General features: G+C 68.9%; 21 protein-coding genes. 8 read left to right on the forward strand and 13 right to left on the reverse strand.

Going from position 1 to position 17,590, the window contains the following annotated elements; all coding sequences use genetic code 11:
• Nucleotides 1-116: 116 nt before the first annotated feature.
• On the reverse strand, nucleotides 117-1,232 hold the full coding sequence (locus ABRP24_RS14805; protein WP_027466449.1) for a mannose-1-phosphate guanylyltransferase: 1,116 nt from the start codon (nucleotides 1,230-1,232) through the stop codon (nucleotides 117-119).
• A 154-nt stretch (nucleotides 1,233-1,386) separates the two neighbouring features.
• On the opposite strand from ABRP24_RS14805, the gene ABRP24_RS14810 reads away from it, so the two are divergent.
• The 6 genes from ABRP24_RS14810 to ABRP24_RS14835 all read left to right on the forward strand — a co-directional run bounded on the left by ABRP24_RS14810 (nucleotide 1,387) and on the right by ABRP24_RS14835 (nucleotide 6,919).
• Nucleotides 1,387-2,622 carry a glycosyltransferase family 1 protein gene (locus ABRP24_RS14810; RefSeq protein WP_232750000.1) on the forward strand — a complete coding sequence of 412 codons (1,236 nt, stop codon included), beginning with the start codon at nucleotides 1,387-1,389 and terminating at the stop codon, nucleotides 2,620-2,622.
• Between the two features lie 78 nt (nucleotides 2,623-2,700).
• Nucleotides 2,701-3,150 carry a succinate dehydrogenase, cytochrome b556 subunit gene (gene sdhC / locus ABRP24_RS14815; protein ID WP_017888739.1) on the forward strand — a complete coding sequence of 150 codons (450 nt, stop codon included), beginning with the start codon at nucleotides 2,701-2,703 and terminating at the stop codon, nucleotides 3,148-3,150.
• A gap of 11 nt (nucleotides 3,151-3,161) precedes the next feature.
• Nucleotides 3,162-3,608: a succinate dehydrogenase, hydrophobic membrane anchor protein gene (gene sdhD / locus ABRP24_RS14820; RefSeq protein ID WP_027466446.1), complete on the forward strand. Its 447-nt coding sequence runs from the start codon at nucleotides 3,162-3,164 to the stop codon at nucleotides 3,606-3,608.
• Nucleotides 3,609-3,657: 49 nt separating this feature from the next.
• Nucleotides 3,658-5,451, forward strand: a complete 1,794-nt coding sequence (gene sdhA, locus ABRP24_RS14825; protein ID WP_027466445.1) for a succinate dehydrogenase flavoprotein subunit — start codon at nucleotides 3,658-3,660, stop codon at nucleotides 5,449-5,451.
• A 1-nt stretch (nucleotide 5,452) separates the two neighbouring features.
• Entirely contained in the window at nucleotides 5,453-6,226 is a 774-nt protein-coding gene (locus ABRP24_RS14830; protein ID WP_071244286.1) for a succinate dehydrogenase iron-sulfur subunit, read from the forward strand.
• A gap of 51 nt (nucleotides 6,227-6,277) precedes the next feature.
• A complete protein-coding gene (locus tag ABRP24_RS14835; protein WP_349848996.1) occupies nucleotides 6,278-6,919 on the forward strand; it encodes a TNT domain-containing protein in 642 nt (213 codons plus the stop codon).
• A 67-nt stretch (nucleotides 6,920-6,986) separates the two neighbouring features.
• Here ABRP24_RS14835 and ABRP24_RS14840 read toward each other — a convergent pair whose 3' ends face one another.
• The 5 genes from ABRP24_RS14840 to ABRP24_RS14860 all read right to left on the reverse strand — a co-directional run bounded on the left by ABRP24_RS14840 (nucleotide 6,987) and on the right by ABRP24_RS14860 (nucleotide 10,449).
• Nucleotides 6,987-7,727: a DUF805 domain-containing protein gene (locus ABRP24_RS14840; protein ID WP_371836759.1), complete on the reverse strand. Its 741-nt coding sequence runs from the start codon at nucleotides 7,725-7,727 to the stop codon at nucleotides 6,987-6,989.
• Nucleotides 7,724-8,248, reverse strand: a complete 525-nt coding sequence (locus tag ABRP24_RS14845; protein WP_071244290.1) for a DUF805 domain-containing protein — start codon at nucleotides 8,246-8,248, stop codon at nucleotides 7,724-7,726. Before ABRP24_RS14845 ends, ABRP24_RS14840 begins: the two co-directional genes overlap by 4 nt.
• Nucleotides 8,245-8,829, reverse strand: a complete 585-nt coding sequence (locus ABRP24_RS14850; RefSeq protein ID WP_083404092.1) for a DUF805 domain-containing protein — start codon at nucleotides 8,827-8,829, stop codon at nucleotides 8,245-8,247. Before ABRP24_RS14850 ends, ABRP24_RS14845 begins: the two co-directional genes overlap by 4 nt.
• Before the next feature lie 81 nt (nucleotides 8,830-8,910).
• A complete protein-coding gene (locus ABRP24_RS14855) occupies nucleotides 8,911-9,396 on the reverse strand; it encodes a DUF805 domain-containing protein (RefSeq protein ID WP_027466440.1) in 486 nt (161 codons plus the stop codon).
• Between the two features lie 120 nt (nucleotides 9,397-9,516).
• Complete coding sequence (locus ABRP24_RS14860; RefSeq protein ID WP_349849001.1) at nucleotides 9,517-10,449, reverse strand: NADP-dependent oxidoreductase; 933 nt, start codon at nucleotides 10,447-10,449, stop codon at nucleotides 9,517-9,519.
• A 31-nt stretch (nucleotides 10,450-10,480) separates the two neighbouring features.
• On the opposite strand from ABRP24_RS14860, the gene ABRP24_RS14865 reads away from it, so the two are divergent.
• The gene (locus tag ABRP24_RS14865) at nucleotides 10,481-11,182 is read left to right on the forward strand and encodes a hypothetical protein (protein ID WP_071244297.1); all 702 of its coding nucleotides are present in this window, start codon (nucleotides 10,481-10,483) and stop codon (nucleotides 11,180-11,182) included.
• A gap of 27 nt (nucleotides 11,183-11,209) precedes the next feature.
• Here ABRP24_RS14865 and ABRP24_RS14870 read toward each other — a convergent pair whose 3' ends face one another.
• The 3 genes from ABRP24_RS14870 to ABRP24_RS14880 all read right to left on the reverse strand — a co-directional run bounded on the left by ABRP24_RS14870 (nucleotide 11,210) and on the right by ABRP24_RS14880 (nucleotide 12,785).
• Nucleotides 11,210-11,473 (reverse strand): hypothetical protein, encoded by a 264-nt coding sequence (locus tag ABRP24_RS14870; RefSeq protein WP_173034525.1) that lies wholly within the window; start codon nucleotides 11,471-11,473, stop codon nucleotides 11,210-11,212.
• 370 nt (nucleotides 11,474-11,843) lie between these two features.
• Nucleotides 11,844-12,113 carry a hypothetical protein gene (locus ABRP24_RS14875; RefSeq protein ID WP_027466436.1) on the reverse strand — a complete coding sequence of 90 codons (270 nt, stop codon included), beginning with the start codon at nucleotides 12,111-12,113 and terminating at the stop codon, nucleotides 11,844-11,846.
• Nucleotides 12,114-12,128: 15 nt separating this feature from the next.
• Entirely contained in the window at nucleotides 12,129-12,785 is a 657-nt protein-coding gene (locus tag ABRP24_RS14880; RefSeq protein WP_349849004.1) for a hypothetical protein, read from the reverse strand.
• A 73-nt stretch (nucleotides 12,786-12,858) separates the two neighbouring features.
• Between ABRP24_RS14880 and ABRP24_RS14885 the strand changes: the two genes are divergently transcribed.
• Nucleotides 12,859-13,500: a TNT domain-containing protein gene (locus tag ABRP24_RS14885; protein ID WP_176709047.1), complete on the forward strand. Its 642-nt coding sequence runs from the start codon at nucleotides 12,859-12,861 to the stop codon at nucleotides 13,498-13,500.
• A 580-nt stretch (nucleotides 13,501-14,080) separates the two neighbouring features.
• Here the strand turns inward: ABRP24_RS14885 and ABRP24_RS14890 are convergent.
• From ABRP24_RS14890 to ABRP24_RS14905, 4 genes are read right to left on the reverse strand one after another with little or no spacing between them, the layout of a single operon-like run.
• Nucleotides 14,081-14,620 carry a hypothetical protein gene (locus ABRP24_RS14890; protein WP_027466437.1) on the reverse strand — a complete coding sequence of 180 codons (540 nt, stop codon included), beginning with the start codon at nucleotides 14,618-14,620 and terminating at the stop codon, nucleotides 14,081-14,083.
• Entirely contained in the window at nucleotides 14,617-16,863 is a 2,247-nt protein-coding gene (locus ABRP24_RS14895; RefSeq protein ID WP_349849008.1) for a TNT domain-containing protein, read from the reverse strand. The genes ABRP24_RS14890 and ABRP24_RS14895 overlap by 4 nt, the downstream gene beginning before the upstream one ends.
• A complete protein-coding gene (locus ABRP24_RS14900) occupies nucleotides 16,860-17,243 on the reverse strand; it encodes a DUF6507 family protein (protein ID WP_349849011.1) in 384 nt (127 codons plus the stop codon). Before ABRP24_RS14900 ends, ABRP24_RS14895 begins: the two co-directional genes overlap by 4 nt.
• Before the next feature lies 1 nt (nucleotide 17,244).
• A complete protein-coding gene (locus tag ABRP24_RS14905; RefSeq protein WP_027466434.1) occupies nucleotides 17,245-17,562 on the reverse strand; it encodes a pore-forming ESAT-6 family protein in 318 nt (105 codons plus the stop codon).
• Nucleotides 17,563-17,590 lie beyond the last annotated feature (28 nt).

The following is a 17,590-nucleotide window of genomic DNA, read 5'->3' on the forward strand; positions in this document are numbered from 1 at the left end:
CAGGACCCGTTGCGGGGCTCCTGCGGATCGGTTACGGGATCGCGACCCCGCCGAAACGCGCCCGTAACGCGGGGCCGCACGCAGACCCCCAGTTCGAGGGGTTTCTCGGTGGAGCGCTACAGGACGTCGCCCCGGCCGCTGATCTTCAGGGCATCCACCACACCCTTCACCCGCTGAGCGTTCGCGCTGGTGGTGACGAGCAGGGCGTCCGGGGTGTCCACGACGACGATGTCCTCGACGCCGATGAGCGAGATGAGTCGCTGGCTGTGCGAGATCACGATGCCGCTCGACGAGTCCGCCAGGATGCGGGCACCGTCCCCGAGCACGGCGAGGTTGTTCGGCCGACCGCCGGACTGCAGCTTGGCGAGGGAGGCGAAGTCCCCCACGTCGTCCCAGTCGAAGTCACCGGGGACGACGGCCATGCGTCCGGCCGCGGCGGCGGGTTCGGCGACCGTGTAGTCGATCGCGATCTTCTCGAGCATCGGCCAGACGGCGTCGACGACGGCGCCGCGGGCCGAGGTGTCCCAGGCGTCGGCGAGCTCGTTGATGCCGGCCAGCAGCTCGGGCTTCGTCCGGCCGATCTCGGCGAGCAGCACGTCGGCGCGGGCGATGAACATGCCGGCGTTCCAGAGGTAGTTGCCCTGCTCGACGTACGAGCGGGCGGTGTCGAGGTCCGGCTTCTCGACGAACGACTTGACGGCGTGCGCAGTGGGGGCGCCCTCGATGTCGAGTCCGGCGGTGTCGGCGTTGATGTACCCGAAGCCGATCGCGGGTTCCGTCGGGGTGATGCCGATGGTCGTCACGTAGCCGGCGCGGGCGACGGCGACGGCCTCGCGCACCGAACGACGGAAGCCGCGGGCATCCCCGATGACGTGGTCGGCGGCGAACGAGCCGATGACGACGTCGGGCTCGCGGCGCACCAGGATCGCCGCGGCCAGGCCGATGGCGGCCGTGGAGTCCTTTGGCTCGCTCTCGAGCACCACGTTGTGGTCCTCGACGCCGGGCAGCTGCGACTCCACCGCGACCCGGTGCGCACGGCCGGTGACGACCATGATCCGCTGGTCACCGGCGAGCGGCGCCAGGCGGTCCCAGGTCTGCCGCAGCAGCGAGGTGCCGGAACCCGTCAGGTCGTGCAGGAACTTGGGTGCGTCCGCGCGCGACAACGGCCACAGGCGCGATCCGATGCCCCCTGCGGGGATGATCGCGTAGAAGTCTTCGAGAGCGTCAGCCACGCGCTCACCGTACCGGTCCCACCGGGCGGATCCTGGGTGGTCTCCGCACGATTCCCGCATGCGGGCTCCCGCAGCGTTGTTCACCCGGCGCGCGCGTCCCGTTCACGTCGTCGGCCCCGCCGGGTCACGTCATGCCCGGAGCATGGGCAGCACCATGAGCGCACGCAGCGTGGAGCGCGGCACGTCCCCCCGGACCGTCGCCGTCGTGACCGAGAGCTTCCTGCCCACCCTCAACGGCGTGACCACCAGTGTCCTGGCGGTCCTCGACCACCTGGAACGACGGGGTCACCGCGCGGTCGTGATCGCCCCGGACACCCCCGGCCTCGCTCAGTTCCGGTCGCGCAGCGCCGTCGAGCGCTACCGCTCCTTCGACGTCCACCGCATCCCCGCCGTCGCCTACCGGCAGTTCCCGGTGGCGCTCCCCCACCCGGTGCTCGACACGATCCTCGCCGCCTCCGGCGCCGACGTGCTCCACGCCGCGAGTCCGTTCCTGTTGGGTGGGCGCGCGATCACGGCAGCCGGGAGGCTCGGCATCCCCTCCGTCGCCGTCTTCCAGACCGACGTGGCCGGGTTCGCCCGCCGCAACGGCCTGACCGCGACCGTCCCGTTGGTGCGGAAGATCCTCGGACGCATCCACGCCGGGGCCTCGCTGACGCTCGCCCCGTCGAGCGCGACGGCCGCGATGCTCGCCGATGAGGGCGTGCCCCGCGTCGCCCGCTGGGGTCGCGGCGTCGACACCGAGCTGTTCCACCCCGCGCGCCGGTCGACCGGGCACGTGCGGGCACTCCGCCGCCGCCTGGCCCCGAACGGTGAGACCATCGTCGGCTACGTCGGACGCCTCGCCCCGGAGAAGGAGGTCGAGCGGCTCGCCGAGCTCGGCGGTGTCCCCGGCATCCGGGTCGTCGTGGCCGGAGGGGGTCCGTCGCGGGCGATGCTCGAACGTCGGCTCCGGCACCTCGACGTCACCTTCACTGGCCCCCTGCGCGGCGACGCCCTCGCCGACGCGTACGCGGCGCTCGACCTGTTCGTGCACACCGGTCCGGCCGAGACCTTCGGGCAGACCCTGCAGGAGGCCCACGCCTCCGGCCTGCCCGTGATCGCGCCGGCGTCCGGCGGCCCGCTCGACCTGGTCGCCCCGGGGCTCGACGGCGAGCTCTACGACGCCGATGCCCCGCAGGCCCTGCGGCACGCGGTCCTGCGGCTGCACCACGACCGCGCGCTGGCGGAGCGGATGGGTTCCGCCGGTCGACTCCGGGTCGAGGGAACCACCTGGGAGGCCGTCGGCGACCAGCTCCTCGACCACCACGACACGGCCCGCACCATCGGCGCGCCGCCCGTCGGACGGGGCCTCCGGGCCGGTCGGGACGAGAAGGTCAGCGCCCGCGCATAGGATGGGTCGTGTTCCACACGAACACGAACGGCAAGGGCTCGCCGATCGGGCGAGCCCGTCCTATGGAAGGACGAGCTCATGGCTGAGCACACCGGCGGGGGTACGGCGACCGCGGTGCCCGACGTCTCGATCGAAGCCCCGCGGGCTTCTCGGACGCCACAGGGCACGCTCTACCGCGGTTCGATCGGGATGTGGTCGTGGGTTCTCCACCGCATCACCGGCGTCGCGATCTACTTCTTCCTGCTCGTGCACATCCTCGACACGGCGCTCGTGCGGCTCTCACCCGAGGCGTACAACGCGGTCATCGGCACGTACAAGACCCCGATCATGAACCTCGGCGAGATCGCGCTCGTCATGGCCATCGTGTTCCACGCCTTCAACGGCCTGCGGATCATCCTGATCGACTTCTGGTCGAAGGGCCCGAAGTACCAGCGGGCCATGTTCTGGATCGTCATGGTCCTGTGGGCGGTGGCGATCGCGGGCTTCCTGCCCCGCCAGCTCATGAACCTCGTCGCGGACTTCAACTGAGGGGCACGAACATGACCACGCAGATCGTCGAACCTCCCCGCTCGGCCGCAGCCGCCCGCAGCACCACCAACTGGGAGAAGTGGGGCTGGATCTACATGCGCGCTTCGGGCGTGCTGCTCGTCGTGCTGATCTTCGGCCACCTCTTCGTCAACATGGTGGCGGGCGAGGGCGTCAAGCAGATCGACTTCGCCTTCGTCGCCGGCAAGTGGGCCAACCCCTTCTGGCAGGTCTGGGACTCGCTCATGCTGGTCCTCGCCCTCATCCACGGCTCGAACGGCATGCGCACGATCGTCAACGACTACGTGTCGAAGCCCGGCATCCGCAAGACCCTCCTCGTCGCGATCCTGGCCGCCTGCGTCGTGCTGATCGTGCTCGGGCTCCTCGTCTGCTGGACCTTCGACCCGTGCCCCGCTGGCGCCGCTGCCGCCGACCTGCCGTCCTTCTGCCCCGCGCAGTAGCACCACCACCGTTGCTGCCCGCGTTCCCACCGTCTACGGAAAGACCCCTGTGACCGAGACCACCGTCCACCACCACCAGTTCGACATCGTCATCATCGGCGCCGGAGGCGCGGGCATGCGAGCCGCGATCGAAGCCGGCCCGAAGGCGAAGACGGCCGTCATCTCGAAGCTCTACCCCACCCGGTCGCACACCGGTGCGGCACAGGGCGGGATGGCCGCGGCCCTCGCGAACGTCGAAGAGGACTCGTGGGAGTGGCACACCTTCGACACGATCAAGGGCGGCGACTACCTGGTCGACCAGGACGCCGCCGAGATCCTGGCGAAAGAGGCGATCGACGCCGTCATCGACCTCGAGAACATGGGCCTGCCGTTCAACCGCACGCCCGAGGGCAAGATCGACCAGCGCCGTTTCGGTGGCCACACCCGCGACCACGGCAAGTCCCCGGTCCGCCGGGCCTGCTACGCCGCCGACCGCACCGGGCACATGATCCTGCAGACGCTGTTCCAGAACTGCGTGAAGCTCGGCGTCGAGTTCTACAACGAGTTCTACGCGCTCGACCTCATCATGGTCGACGTCGTCGGTGACGACGGTGTCACCCGCCAGCAGCCGGCCGGCGTCGTCGCGTTCGAGCTCGCGACCGGTGAGCTGCACGTCTTCCACGCCAAGGCGATGATCTTCGCGACCGGCGGCTTCGGCAAGATGTACAAGACCACCTCGAACGCGCACACCCTGACCGGCGACGGCGTGGGCATCGTGTGGCGCAAGGGCCTGCCGCTCGAGGACATGGAGTTCTTCCAGTTCCACCCGACCGGGCTCGCCGGGCTCGGCATCCTGCTGACCGAGGGCGCCCGCGGCGAGGGCGCGATCCTCCGGAACGCCTCGGGTGAGCGCTTCATGGAGCGGTACGCCCCCACCATCAAGGACCTCGCACCGCGTGACATCGTCGCGCGCTGCATGGTGCAGGAAGTCGCCGAGGGCCGGGGTGCCGGACCGAACAAGGACTACGTGCTGCTCGACTGCACGCACCTGGGCGCCGAGGTCCTCGAGACGAAGCTGCCGGACATCACCGAGTTCGCCCGCACGTACCTCGGCGTCGACCCCGTCGTCGAGCCGGTGCCCGTGATGCCGACCGCGCACTACGCGATGGGCGGGATCCCGACGAACGTCAAGGCCGAGGTCCTGTACGACAACACCACCGTCGTCCCGGGCCTGTACGCCGCCGGCGAGTGCGCCTGTGTCTCCGTGCACGGTTCCAACCGCCTCGGCACCAACTCGCTGCTCGACATCAACGTCTTCGGCAAGCGCTCGGGCAACAACGCCGCCGAGTGGGTCCAGACCGCCGAGTTCCTCCCACTGCCGGAAGACCCGGCGGCCGGCGTCCGCGGCATGCTCGACCAGCTCCGTGCCTCGACCGGTACCGAGCGCGTCTCCGCCCTCCGCAAGGAACTGCAGGAGGAGATGGACAAGAACGCCCAGGTGTTCCGCACGGACGAGTCGCTGGCCCGCGTCACCGAGACCCTGCACACGCTCCGCAACCGCTTCATGCAGGTCTCCGTGCAGGACAAGGGCAAGCGGTTCAACACCGACTTGCTCGAGGCCGTCGAGCTCGGGTTCCTGCTCGACCTGGCCGAGGTCGTCGTCTACTCCGCGCGCAACCGCAAGGAGAGCCGTGGCGGCCACATGCGCGACGACTACCCGAAGCGCGACGACGAGAACTACATGCAGCACACCATGGCGTACCTGACGGGCGACCCGCACTCGTCACTCGCCGACGACCACATCACGCTCGACTGGAAGCCCGTCGTCATCACGCGGTACCAGCCGATGGAGAGGAAGTACTGAGATGACCGACACCCTGGTCTCCGACGCACCCCGCACCGACACCGTGCAGGACGCTCCTCCCGGATCCTTCTCCGTCACGGTCATCGTCCGTCGCTTCGATCCCGACGTCGACGACGAGCCGCGCTGGCAGGACTTCGACGTCATGATGCTGCCGACCGACCGCATCCTCGACGCCCTGCACAAGATCAAGTGGGAGCAGGACGGGTCCCTGACCTTCCGCCGCTCGTGCGCACACGGCGTCTGTGGGTCCGACGCCATGCGCATCAACGGCCGCAACCGCCTGGCGTGCAAGACCCTCATCAAGGACCTCGACGTCTCGAAGCCGATCTACGTCGAGGCGATCAAGGGCCTGCCGCTCGAGAAGGACCTCGTCGTCGACATGGAGCCCTTCTTCCAGAGCTACCGCGAGGTGCAGCCGTTCCTGCAGTCCTCGTCGGCCCCGACGCCCGGCAAGGAGCGCGTGCAGTCCGTCGCCGACCGTGCCCGCTTCGACGACACCACGAAGTGCATCCTCTGCGCCGCGTGCACGTCGTCCTGCCCGGTGTTCTGGACCGACGGGCAGTACTTCGGCCCCGCCGCGATCGTGAACGCACACCGGTTCATCTTCGACTCCCGCGACGACGCCGCGAACGTCCGTCTCGACATCCTCAACGACAAGGAAGGCGTCTGGCGCTGCCGCACGACCTTCAACTGCACCGACGCGTGCCCCCGTGGCATCCAGGTGACGAAGGCGATCTCCGAGGTCAAGCAGGCGATCATGCGCGGCCGGGCGTAGTCCCGGCTCCGTCCAAGGCCCAGCACCACGCCGACCGATAGGCTCCCGACCATGACGTTCGCGGACACCCGCCCCATCCTCGACCAGCTCGGCTACACGACCCGGTACGTGCAGCTCCCCGGCGAGACCCTGCACGAACCGCCGGTCGAGGGGGCGCTCCGCATCGTCCAGACCGACGCCTCCGGCTACGCACTCGAGGTCGTCGACTACGGCACGGCTCGTCGTCTCGCGCAGGCCACGGGCGAGGACGACGCGGTCGAGATGCTGCGCCGGTTCCTGAACCGTCCGTTCCCGGAGCCGCGCGACATCCCCCGCCACGAGCTCGAGGGGCTCCGCGACCGCGCGGCGTCGACCTACCCGCAGCTCGCGCAGCAGGTCGCGCAGGCCGGCGAGCAGGGGCTGACCATCCAGATCCCGGCCGGTGTCCCCGTCGACCGCATCGGTGGCCCGGACGGCTACCTGCTGCACCCGCTCGACACCCCGCTGTCCAGCCGGTCGCTGCCCCCGCACGTGACCTCGTCGCCGGAGACCCACCGGTACGTCGTCGACCGGCCGTTCCTGGTGAACGTCCGCTTCGTCCAGCCGTGGTTCGAGCAGCCGGGCGGGGCCCTGCGCTTCCAGATCGCCGACCCGTCGGCCACCGTGCGTGACCTGGTCGTCGACGGTGCGCTCGTCCGTCTCCGGGTGGTCTGAGCCCTCCGACACACGAACAGCCCGCCCCGCGCTCGACGCGTGGGGCGGGCTGTTCTGGTCCGTGGAACTACCGCAGGTCGGGGCGGTCGTACTGCGCGCCGGCCGGGCTCGACGGCAGGCAGCCGAACACGATCGCGGCGGCGCTGACGAAGAGCGCGATGAGCCAGAACGGGCCTGCCAGGTTCGCATCGTGCACGCGACGCCAGCCCAGGGCGATGCCCGGCACGATCGTGGCGAGCCACCAGAGGAAGTAGAGCCCGAGCAGCACGAAGGCGAACGGCGACGGCGCGCTGCTCCCCGTGGGGTTGCCGTACTCGTCGACGGCGCCATTCGCCCCGACCGTCGCGAAGAGGACGGCGTAGAACCCGCCGAACAGCACGATGGTCACGATGGCGTTGGCGAGCACCGCGTACCAGAACTCACTCCGGCTGGCGCGGCCGTCGAACCGGGCGTACTTCTTGAAGAACCGGGTGAACGCGTCGAGGAACCCGATGCCGTACCACGGTGCCCAGAGCGGCGGGACCCCGTCGGGACTGAGCGGGATCGGCTGCGCGAACTGCGGGTACGGGTCGGCGTACGGCTGCGCGTACGGCTCCTGGTACGGCTGCTGCCCGTGCCCAGGCTGCTGCCCGTACTGAGGCTGCTGCCCGTACTGAGGCTGCTGCCCGTACTGAGGCTGCTGCCCGTACTGAGGCTGCTGCCCGTACTGAGGCTGCTCGCCGTAGCCGGGCTGCTGCCCGTAGCCGGGCTGCCCCTGCGACTGGTCGCCGTCCGGCTGGCCCCACTGGGGCGTCCCGCCGTTGCTCATCGGTTCGTCCCGGGCCGGTCGTACCGTGCGCCCTGCGGGTTCGACGGCAGCAGGCCGAAGACGATGCCGACGACGCCGATGAACAGCGCGATGATCCAGAGCGCCCCGGAGAGGTTCGCATCGTGCAGGCGTCGCCAGCCGAGGGCGAGCGACGGCACCAGGGTCGCGAGGCCCCAGAGTGCCAGCAGGACGAGCACGACCCAGAAGACCGGCGGGACCGGGTCGACCACGGTGATCTCGTTGCCGTAGTAGTCGACGGTCCGGCTGTTGAGCGTGGTGAGGCGGATGACGGTGCCGATGGCCACGAGTGCCCCGGTGACGATCGTGTTCGCCAGGAACCACCACCAGAACTCACTCCGGCTCGCACGGCCGCTGAACGTGGCGTACTTCGCGAAGAAGCGCGCAACTGCCTTCGGGAACGAGATTCCGTACCACGGGGCCCATCGCGGCGGCGTCCCCGCGGCGTCGGTCTGCTGACCGGGCTGCTGCGGGGGCGCCCACTGCTGCGTGCTCTCGGTCATCGGGCGCCCTGCGGACGGTCGAAGCGCGCACCCTGCGGGTTCGAGGGCAGCAGGCCGAAGACGATGCCGACGATGCCGACGAAGATCGCGATGATCCACAGCGCGCCCGTCAGGTTCGCGTCGTGCAGGCGGCGCCAGCCGAGGGCGAGCGTCGGGACGATGATCGCGAGGCCCCAGAGCAGGAACAGGATGCCCGAGATGACGAACAACGCCGACGGCTCGGTGACGGTCGACTGGACGCTGGTGGACGTCGAGGACGACATCGACACGGTCGAGCGCTCGGAGGTCGCGAAGCCGATGCCGTACAGGATGCTGAGGACGATGGTGACGATCCCGTTCGCCAGGTACCACCACCAGAACTCGCTCCGGCTGGCCCGACCGCTGAACGTCGCGTACTTCTTGAAGAAGCGGCCGACGGCCTTGCCGAAGGAGATCCCGTACCACGGTGCCCAGAGCGGCGGTTCGCCGTTCGGTCCGGTCGGCGGCTGCTGGCCGTACTGCGGTGCGCCGCCGTATTGGGGTGTGCCGCCGAACTGGGCGTTCGGCTGGTTGTTCGGATCCTGCGGGTACTGGTCGCTCACGTGGTCCCCCTCGAGTGTTGGCTGATGTTCACGGTCGAGTCAACCAGAACTCCTGAGGGGCCGTCAGAACCGGTACGCGCGTCAGCCCTGCAGCGGACGGTCGTACTGCTGCCCCTGCGGGTTCGACGACATCAGGCCGACGATCAGCGAGAACAGGATGCCGATCGGCGGGATGACGAACAACAGCGCGAGCAGGCCGCTGAGGTTCACGTCGTGCAGCCGCCGCACGGTCAACGCGATGAAGCCGAGCGCGCAGGCCAGGCTCCAGAGGCTGCCGAGACCGTCGGAACCGTCGTCGATGAACGGCAGCACGTTGAACCCGTTGCCAATGATGCCCGCGGCCGCCGAACCGATCAGGTACCAGAGCGCCCAGAACCAGTACTCCGACTGGCTGGCCCGGCCGTCGAACCGCACGTACTTCTTCCAGAAGCGCAGGAACGCCTGGGGGAACGGGATGCCGTACCAGGGCGCCCAGAGCGGCGGCTCGGACCTGCCGCCACTCGGCCGCCCCGGACCGGGCTGCGCGGACTGGCCGTACGGGTCCCGGGGCGGGTACTGGTCACTCATCGTGGGGTTCCTTCCGGCGGGGCTGTCGGTCCACACAGAGTGTGGCACTCCCCCGAGCCGGCGAGCGTCATCCGTGCGAACGACTCTGGCCCCGACCGTGCACCTGACCCGACCGTGCGGTCAGGGCAGGAGCGCGAGCTTGCCCCCGGGGTGCCCGGACTCCAGCAGCTCCGCCGCCGCCTTCGCCTCGGCAAGCGGGAAGGTCCGCGCCACCGGGACCTCGAGCTGTCCGGCGCCGGCGAGGTCGATGAGCCGCTGCCGCACCGAGTCACGGAACGCCTTGCTGGCCGGCTGCGCCCCGCCCACCGCGGCGATGCCGTCCGATGCAGCGCGCGCCTGCGCGGCGATCGTCACGATCCGTGACCGGTCCGCGACCAACGCGAGCGAGACGTCGACGGCCTCGTCGGTGCCGACGCAGTCCAGTGCCACGTCGATACCGGAGGGTGCGAGGTCACGGACACGCGCCTCCAGGCCGTCGCCGTACGCGACCCATTCGCCACCGAAGCGTCGCACGACGTCCGCACCACGTTCCGACGCGGTGCCGATGACGCGGGTGCCGAGCAGCCGCAGCTGCTGGAGCAGGCTGACGCCGACCGCGCCCGAGGCGCCGTGCACCAGGACGGTGTCGCGCCCCTCGGCGCGGGTGACGCGGAGCATGTCGGCGGCGGTCGAGCCGGCGAGGAGCAGGTTGGCGGCCTCCGGGAAGCCGAGCGACGCGGGCTTCGCGAAGACGTCGGCCGCGGGCACCGTGACCGACTCCGCCCAGCCGCCGCTGATGCGGAACGCCAGGACCTCGTCGCCGACCGCTCCCCCGCCGGACGCGATCTGCGTGTCGGGGCCGACGGCGGACAGGACGCCGGCGACCTCGTACCCGACGGCGATGGGCAGGTCCGCGGGGTCGCCCTGGCGGGTGTGCTTGGTGTCCGCCGGGTTCATGCCGGCGGCGCGGACGGCGATGGTGACCTCGCCGGAGGCGGGCGCCGGCACCTCCGTGTCGACGTACTCGAGGACTTCGCTGCCGCCGAACCGCGGGGTCACCCAGTGCTTCGTCATGCGGGCGACGGTACGCCGGTAGCCTGCTGGCGTGACGAGCCACGAACGACCGACGGGCCTCGCGCTGACCTTCCGGCACGACGGCGCACTCCTCCTCGAGCTCCTGCACGGCTGGTACGACGCCTTCGACAGCGCCCTCACCCGCGTGGACGACGAAGACCGGATCCGAGCCGTGCTGCGCTGGTGGATCGCGACGACGCCCACGTCGACCGAGCGCCGCTCGACGTTCCCCGCCTGGCAGGAGTTCGGGTCGGATCGTGCGTTGCGGATGTTGATCACGGAGCAGCCGAGCGCTGCGGCGAGGAAGCTCGCGTTCGGCACCGATTCCGCCTCGAGCGGCTTCGCGAAGACCCTGGCGACGGGGGCCACCGATCCGACGTCGCGGGCATCGCAGTTGTTCATCGACGGTGTCGCGCGCGGGGCCCTTCGTGTCTTCCGTAACGAACAGCAGCGTGCCGAGAAGCGTCTTGCCGGAGGGAAGTACCTCCCGATCCTCGAGGGGTACCTCGAGGAGATGCGTTCGTACGTCGACGTCAGCGACCAGTATGGCGCCTACCACGACGTCCGTACCGGCATCGGTGCGATCCTCGACAACGAGGAGTACCTCGCGCTGTCGACTGATCCTGGAGCTCGGGCGCTCTACGCGGAGCTGCTCGAGGAACAGAACAACTTGTACAACTGGTACATGGACCTCGCGAAGGGCGGGCACGAATGGGCTCGCAGGAGGCACTGACCCCAGCGACAGCCGCACGTCGTCGGTTCAGCGCCAATCCCAGGAGAACTTCCACTCGAGCGCGTCGAGCGCGGACGGGGCCACCTCTGGATGAAGTCGCGAGAAGTTCTCCTTGAACAGGTCCATTCCGCGGATCAAGTCGTTGTCGACGGAGGCCCAGCCGATCTGTGACAGCGTCTCATAGTCGCGCATGACCTCCTCGAGATCACGGTGAACCGTGTCGGGAAACGACTCCACTGCCATCCAGAACGCACCAGGTGTCGCACTGCGCCCCTTCCCGGTCAGTTGCACTACTGCTTGGCTGAGAGCAACATTCACGACCAAGTGCGGTCCTTCCGTTCAGCCCAGGTCACCCGGGCGGGGCTGGATGCCGGACCCACCTTCACGCTCGTTGTGATCGCCAGGTTGTTCTTCAGAGGCGGGATCCGCTCCCGATTCCCGATCGCCGCACCGATCGCTCGGCCGTGTGCTCTGGTCCTCACCTGACGAACGCCTTTCTTGTGATCATGGGGCCAGACCGGCTCTCGGGTCTCCTTCGAGGAACTGCGCAGCGTCGGCCACCGCACCGGCGGGAGCGATGATCTGCACCTCCTGCAGACGACCGTCCGGCTGTCAGAAGGGTCCTCGACCAGGCCCAGTCAGAACGGGCATCAGACCTGCGCTAGTGCCCGAGGAGCTTCTTGCGGAGCTCCTTGTACCGTACGGACCCTTGTACGCGGCTCACGAAATCGTCGACGGCCGCGGAGCGGTCCGAATAGTCGTCGACAGATTCCTCGGTGCTCCGTTCATTCGTCGTGGAGACCCGCCATCCGTCTGCTGTCTCGTAGATGCACGGGGTGTTCACATCGTTGGAGGGCCGCCGCATCCAGCAAAAGGGAACGCCCGCGGCCTCGGCGACGGCGAGTTCGCGCATCACGTCGATGTCATCCATGAGTTCGTCCTGTTCTCAGTGCAGAGGAATTTCGCGGAGTACGCCGAGGACCTGGAGGATCTCGGCCGGCAGCGGCAGTTGTACCTGCACTCCGCCGCCCGGAGAGCCGAAGCGACCGACTGCTGCGATCTCACCACGATACGCACCGAGGGATCCGAGGTCGTCCGCCGTCTTGTTGCGCTGCTGGAGCAGTGCGTCAACGAGTTCCTTGTGGTCCCCGTCCAAAGCGTCGTACGCGCCCCCTAGATCGCCGACGTCGTGGACGACCTCGTACTGGTGGTACTGGTTGGCGTCCTCCAAGTAGGGCAGACCGCGTTCATCGTAAACGTCCACGTGCTGGCGACGACCGCCACCTGGACATCGTCGGGAGCCGTCGCTCTGGTACTCGACGAATCCGTGCACCCTCTTGACGAAGTCACCGATGGCCTCCTCACGATCTGAGTAGTCCTTAACGGACTCCTCGGTGGCGCGCTCGTTCGTCGTCGAGACACGCCAACCGCCATCCATCACGTAGATGCTCGGCATGTCGGCCTCGTTCGAAGGCCGCCGCATCCAGCAGCAACGAATGCCAGCAGCTTCGGCCACGGCGAGCTCACGCGTCGCGTCGACGTCGTCCATGGTTCGTCCTACCTTCTCCGGCCGCTGCTCGAGGGCGTCGAGGACCCGGAGCATCCCGGCCCACGGTATCGGCCCGACAATCCCGAACCGGCCGAAAGCGACGCTCGGCCGTCGATACGCTGGTCGGGTGGCCTTCTCTTCGCTCCGCGCAAACCTCGACCGCTCCGGTTTCACCTCACAGTTCGTCGCGCTCCCCGGTGACGTGCTCGACGGACCGCCGCTCGAAGGCGCGCTCCGTATCGAGCCGTCCGGGACTGGCTTCGAGTTGCAGTGCGTGGATTACGGCCAAGCGCGAGTGATCGGACGCGCAGAGGACGAGGACGGCGCAGCGGAGGTGCTCCGTGCGTTCCTCCGCCGCCCGATGCCGGCGCCCAGGACGATCTCACGCAGAGAACTCGGGAGGCTCCGAGACTCGTCTGAGCGCTACCTTCCCGAACTGGCCGACCAGATCCGGTCCAGCGGCGGACAGGTCCTCATCCAGCTGCCCCCAGGAATCCCCGTGGACCGAGTCGGTGGGCCCGACGGATGGCTGCTCAACCCGTACGCCGCCTCGTTCGAATCGCGAGCGCTTCCGCCGACCGCGCTGTCGCTCCCGTCGACCGTCCACCCGTACGTGACGACGGAGAACGTCCTCGTTCACGCCCAGATCACACTCCCCTGGTTCGGGCAGCCCGGCGGCGCGGTCCGCTTCTCGATCGCGGAGGGTGCGGAGACGATCCGCGATCTGCTCGTCAGCGGCGCGCTGCAGAGGATCGTCGTTCAGGACTGAACGGACGGCCGCGCCTCGTGCCGAGAGACCGGAGTCAATCGGGAAGCGCAGGCTCGGCGAATGCTCGCCGGGAATCGGTCTCGAGCGCGCACTGCTCGATGCGGTCCACGGGAACACGCGCCACCGTTGCGAACGGCAACGAAACGACCCCTCCCGAACCAGGCACGGTGCGGGGCGCCCTGCGCCGTCCACCGGAGCACGTTCAACGTGGACTCGACCGTCGACGTCATGCCAGCGGGAAGCTCCTGGGGGTGATCGATGCAGCCAGTGGGCGCGTTCGAGGTCAGCTCGATCTCGGGTGACACCAGCAGCAGAGGACGCGATTCGACGCGCAGCATCGTCACCGTCTCCGTCTCTGAACACGACATCTGTCCAGTCTCCCGAGCCTCGGTCGCCTCGCCATCCCAGGACTTCCGAGTCCTGCACGACGTAACGCTCCAACGTCTCGTGATCGCCGAACTTCACGAGCGTCGGCTCGGTGACGACCCGCTCATGCCCAGCACTGCGCAAGAGGACCACGAGCACCTCGAGGCACGGTATTGCGGCGTAGTCCGATGGATCAGCGGCACGACGGAGTCGTTCAGCGCGAAGCAGCGGACGCCGCGGCCGCGAACGCCGAGCGGGCGTCGAGCTGGAGCGCGCACTCTTCGATCTGGTTCAGCGGCACCCGTGCCACGGCCGAGAACTGCACCGCATGGGCCTCCGGGAGAGCGCCGCCGAAACGGACTCGGTGTTCCGTTCCCGATGCGCTCCAGGTGAGGAGAACACCGGCGCCGTTTTGCTCCATAGTGAACCCTTCGGGGAGTTCGTGCTCTTGGTCGGGAAGCCAATGTGCGATCGGCAGGCCACGAGCTTCGCGAATGTACCCACTCGCGTCCGCGACGATCCACAATTCCGCGTCCGTGGCCGACCCGAACCGTGTGCCGGTCAGGGCGCCACGCCCCCGGTCTCCACGCCACTCCTCGACCGACGTGCCTGACACCGAGTACCGCTGCAGTGTCTCGTGATCGCCGAACTGCACCCTTCGCGGTTCACACGTGACGAGGTCGTTTCCGGCACGCAGCAGGACGTCCTCGAGGTACTGGAGGTCGGCGAACTCGCCTGGTTCGCTGTCGGTCAACTCAGGATTCCCATTCTCTTGAGGTCGGTGACGGAAACGAACTCAATCGGATCGCCCGGCTTGAAGAACCGCACCTGCAGTCCACCGCCAGGGTGCCCGAAAGCCGGAGCGATCTCGCTCACCTCGATCTTCAGTCCCTTTCCTTCGAATGCAGCGGCATCAAAGTCGAACGTCGAGTACTTGTCGCTGAGGTTGGACGGCGGCAACGCTCGCTCTTCGAATGACGTCCCGGGGAACGAGAGGAATTCGCCCTTGTCCGCACCGAGCCGGTCCAACTGCGACCCGTACTGCTGCACGAACAACTGCGGATCCGTCCAGTCGACGCGATGGCCAGCAACAGCTCCCGCGTTGCCCGGGTACTCCGGCGCGTACGACTGCCACTTCTCGTTCCAGTCGATGTACCGGTCTTCCCAGCCGTCCCGCGTGAGGTAGTTGCCGTCGGCGTCCTTGCCGTACAGGCTGTTCGGATTGCCCCAGTCGTCGACGAGAGCGCGCACTTCGTCGCTCATCCCCGCGCCCTTGTACGTCGGGTCGTCAGGAGCTCGGTAGTTCTCACCGAGCTCGTCGAAGTGGAGGTGCGGCTGGCCGTAGCCGGGCCGCTCGGCATCGCCCCGGGCCGACTCGTCACGCTCCCAGCCGGGACCACTGGGATCGTCGGAGAACACCGGGTCCGTCGAACGGTCGTAGTGGTGCGGGGGCGGAGTCCCGGACCCGTCGTGCCCGTCGCCGTCCGGCCGACCACCACCGGCGCCGTGATCGGCATCCGTGCCGTGGCCCGACCCACCGTGCCCGGCCGAATCGCCCCCGTGCCCTGCACCGCCGTGCGACCCCGACGTCGAACCGCCGTCGCCTGTCGCCGTCTCGCCATGCTCCCCGCGCCCACCGGCCCCCACGAGCGCCGGCTCCCGCTCCGGCGCGTGCACCGTCGCGTCGCCGCCGTCGGCCCGCGCGTTCGCGTCGCTCCCCGCCCGCACGTCCGTGTCCGCCTCGGTCCGAGCAGGCGGCACCTCGACGTCGGTGTCGCCGTGCCGTCCGTGCAGGTAGTCACCGAGCCCGGTCTTGAAGTCGGCGAGGCGCCCGGTCGACCCGACGGCGTCGTCACCGACACCCTTGGTCATGATCGTCTTGAGCTCATCGAGCCTCGGCAGCACCTTGGTCAGGCCCTTCGAGACCCACGCGCCGGCATCGACGAGATCGAGGTACTTCCCCGCCTTGCCGATGGCCCCCGCGACTTCGCCGACCTTGCCGACGGCGCCGAGCTTGCCCGCCTGCCCGACGATCGGGACGACGATCGAGCCGATCCCCCACAGCGCCTGTCCGGCGGCGCGACCGGGGTCCCTGCCCCATTCGTCCCAACCGACGGTGGCCTTCCCCAGCTGGGTCCACGCCTCGCGCTGGAGGTCGGGGTCCTTCTGCATGGTCTTCGTGTTGAAGCCGGTGAGGGCGAGGACTCCGCTCCACGACGTCGCCGCGGTCCCAAGGTGGAAGCCCGTGCCGTCCAGACCGACGAGGGTGCCGAGTCCCTTCACGGTGCCCCAGATGCCGTCGACGGCCACGCCCGTGAGCATGTTCGGCAGGAAGTCGACGGTCTTCTCGGAGCACGATTCCTTCCGCTCCGATGCGGTCCCCCACGGCAGCTTCGTGCCGGCGGGCAGTTTGTCGTACCCGTAGGCGAGGGCGTCGTCCGAGCCACTGCCGCTCATCGCGTGCAGCGGTTGCAGGCCGGACAGCCCGCGGATGGTGTTCGCGCAGGTGCGCTCGGCAGCCTGGTACGCCACCACCTGGGCGGCGACGCCGTTGATGATCGCGTTGTTCTCGTCGGTCAGGGTCTCGTCCTGGTCCCAGGACTCGACGGTCGCGTTGTTGCCGTACTCGGTCGTCGCGGTCTTCGGGGTGAACGCGTCGACGTCGCGGTGCAGCTGCTCGGCACGCGTGACGTACGCCTTGAGCGCAGCGACGATCGGTGTGACCTCGGTGACGAACGTGTCGAGCGCCTTCGCCGCGGTGTCCAGGTCGTCGCCGAACGTCGTGCCCTGGGGCCCGATGGGCGTCATGACCGCGAAGAGTTCCTGATCGCTCGGGCCCTCGTAGGAACCGGAGATGCCGCTCCAGGCGGTGACGATGTCGGCCGTGCCGTCGCGGACGGCCGACGCGACGGTCCGCAGCGAAGCGGCGCCGCTCGTGATCGCCTCGAGCTGGACGTCCGTGTACGGGATGGCTCCCGTCTTGACGACGCCGGTCACCGGTCGAACATCCCGTCGAACGCGCGGAAGTCGCCGTTGGTGGACGCCGTGACGGCGTTCGCCTGTGCCGTGGCAGCACCCATCTCGTCATCGCCGTCGACGATGGCACGTGTCGCGCCGGCAGCGCCGTAGAGCGACGCCTGGATCCGGTTCTGGATCCCCGTCAGTGTGGCCTGCCGGTGCTCGAAGAACCCGGCGAGCGCCTCACCGATCACCAGTGACTGTGCTGCCGTCGCGGCGTCCTGCACGACTTCTCCGACACCCTGGATCGATCCGTCCGCGGATCCGCCCAGAGCGTTGTTCATCGTCGTGGTCTTGGTCGAGACGTCCGTCAGGACGGCCTCGACCCCGGCGGGGTCGACCCGCCATCCGTCGACCACGTCAGCCGATGTTGCCGACGGCCGACTTCGCCTTGCTGATGGCCGACTGCGCCGACTCGTCGTTCGACTGCAGCGATGCGCGCAGCGTCGCGATGATCTGCTTGACCTCGCCGGCGACGGTGTTCCACCGCTGTTCCTTGGCGTGGTACTCGTCCGAGACGCCGTCGGCCTGGTAGTCGGCCATGGCTGCCTTCACGTCGGAGTCACGCTGCGCGATGAGCGACTCGAGCTGCGCCGCGACGGCGTTGAAGTTGTCCTGTGCGTTCTGCGAGGCCGCGACGTCGTAGTCGCGACGATCTGCCTGGTTGCCACCGCTCATGGTGTTCTCTCCCTCTCCCCGAAGATCC

This window comes from Curtobacterium sp. WHRI 8282, from assembly GCF_040223925.2.
Lineage (GTDB): Bacteria > Actinomycetota > Actinomycetes > Actinomycetales > Microbacteriaceae > Curtobacterium > Curtobacterium flaccumfaciens.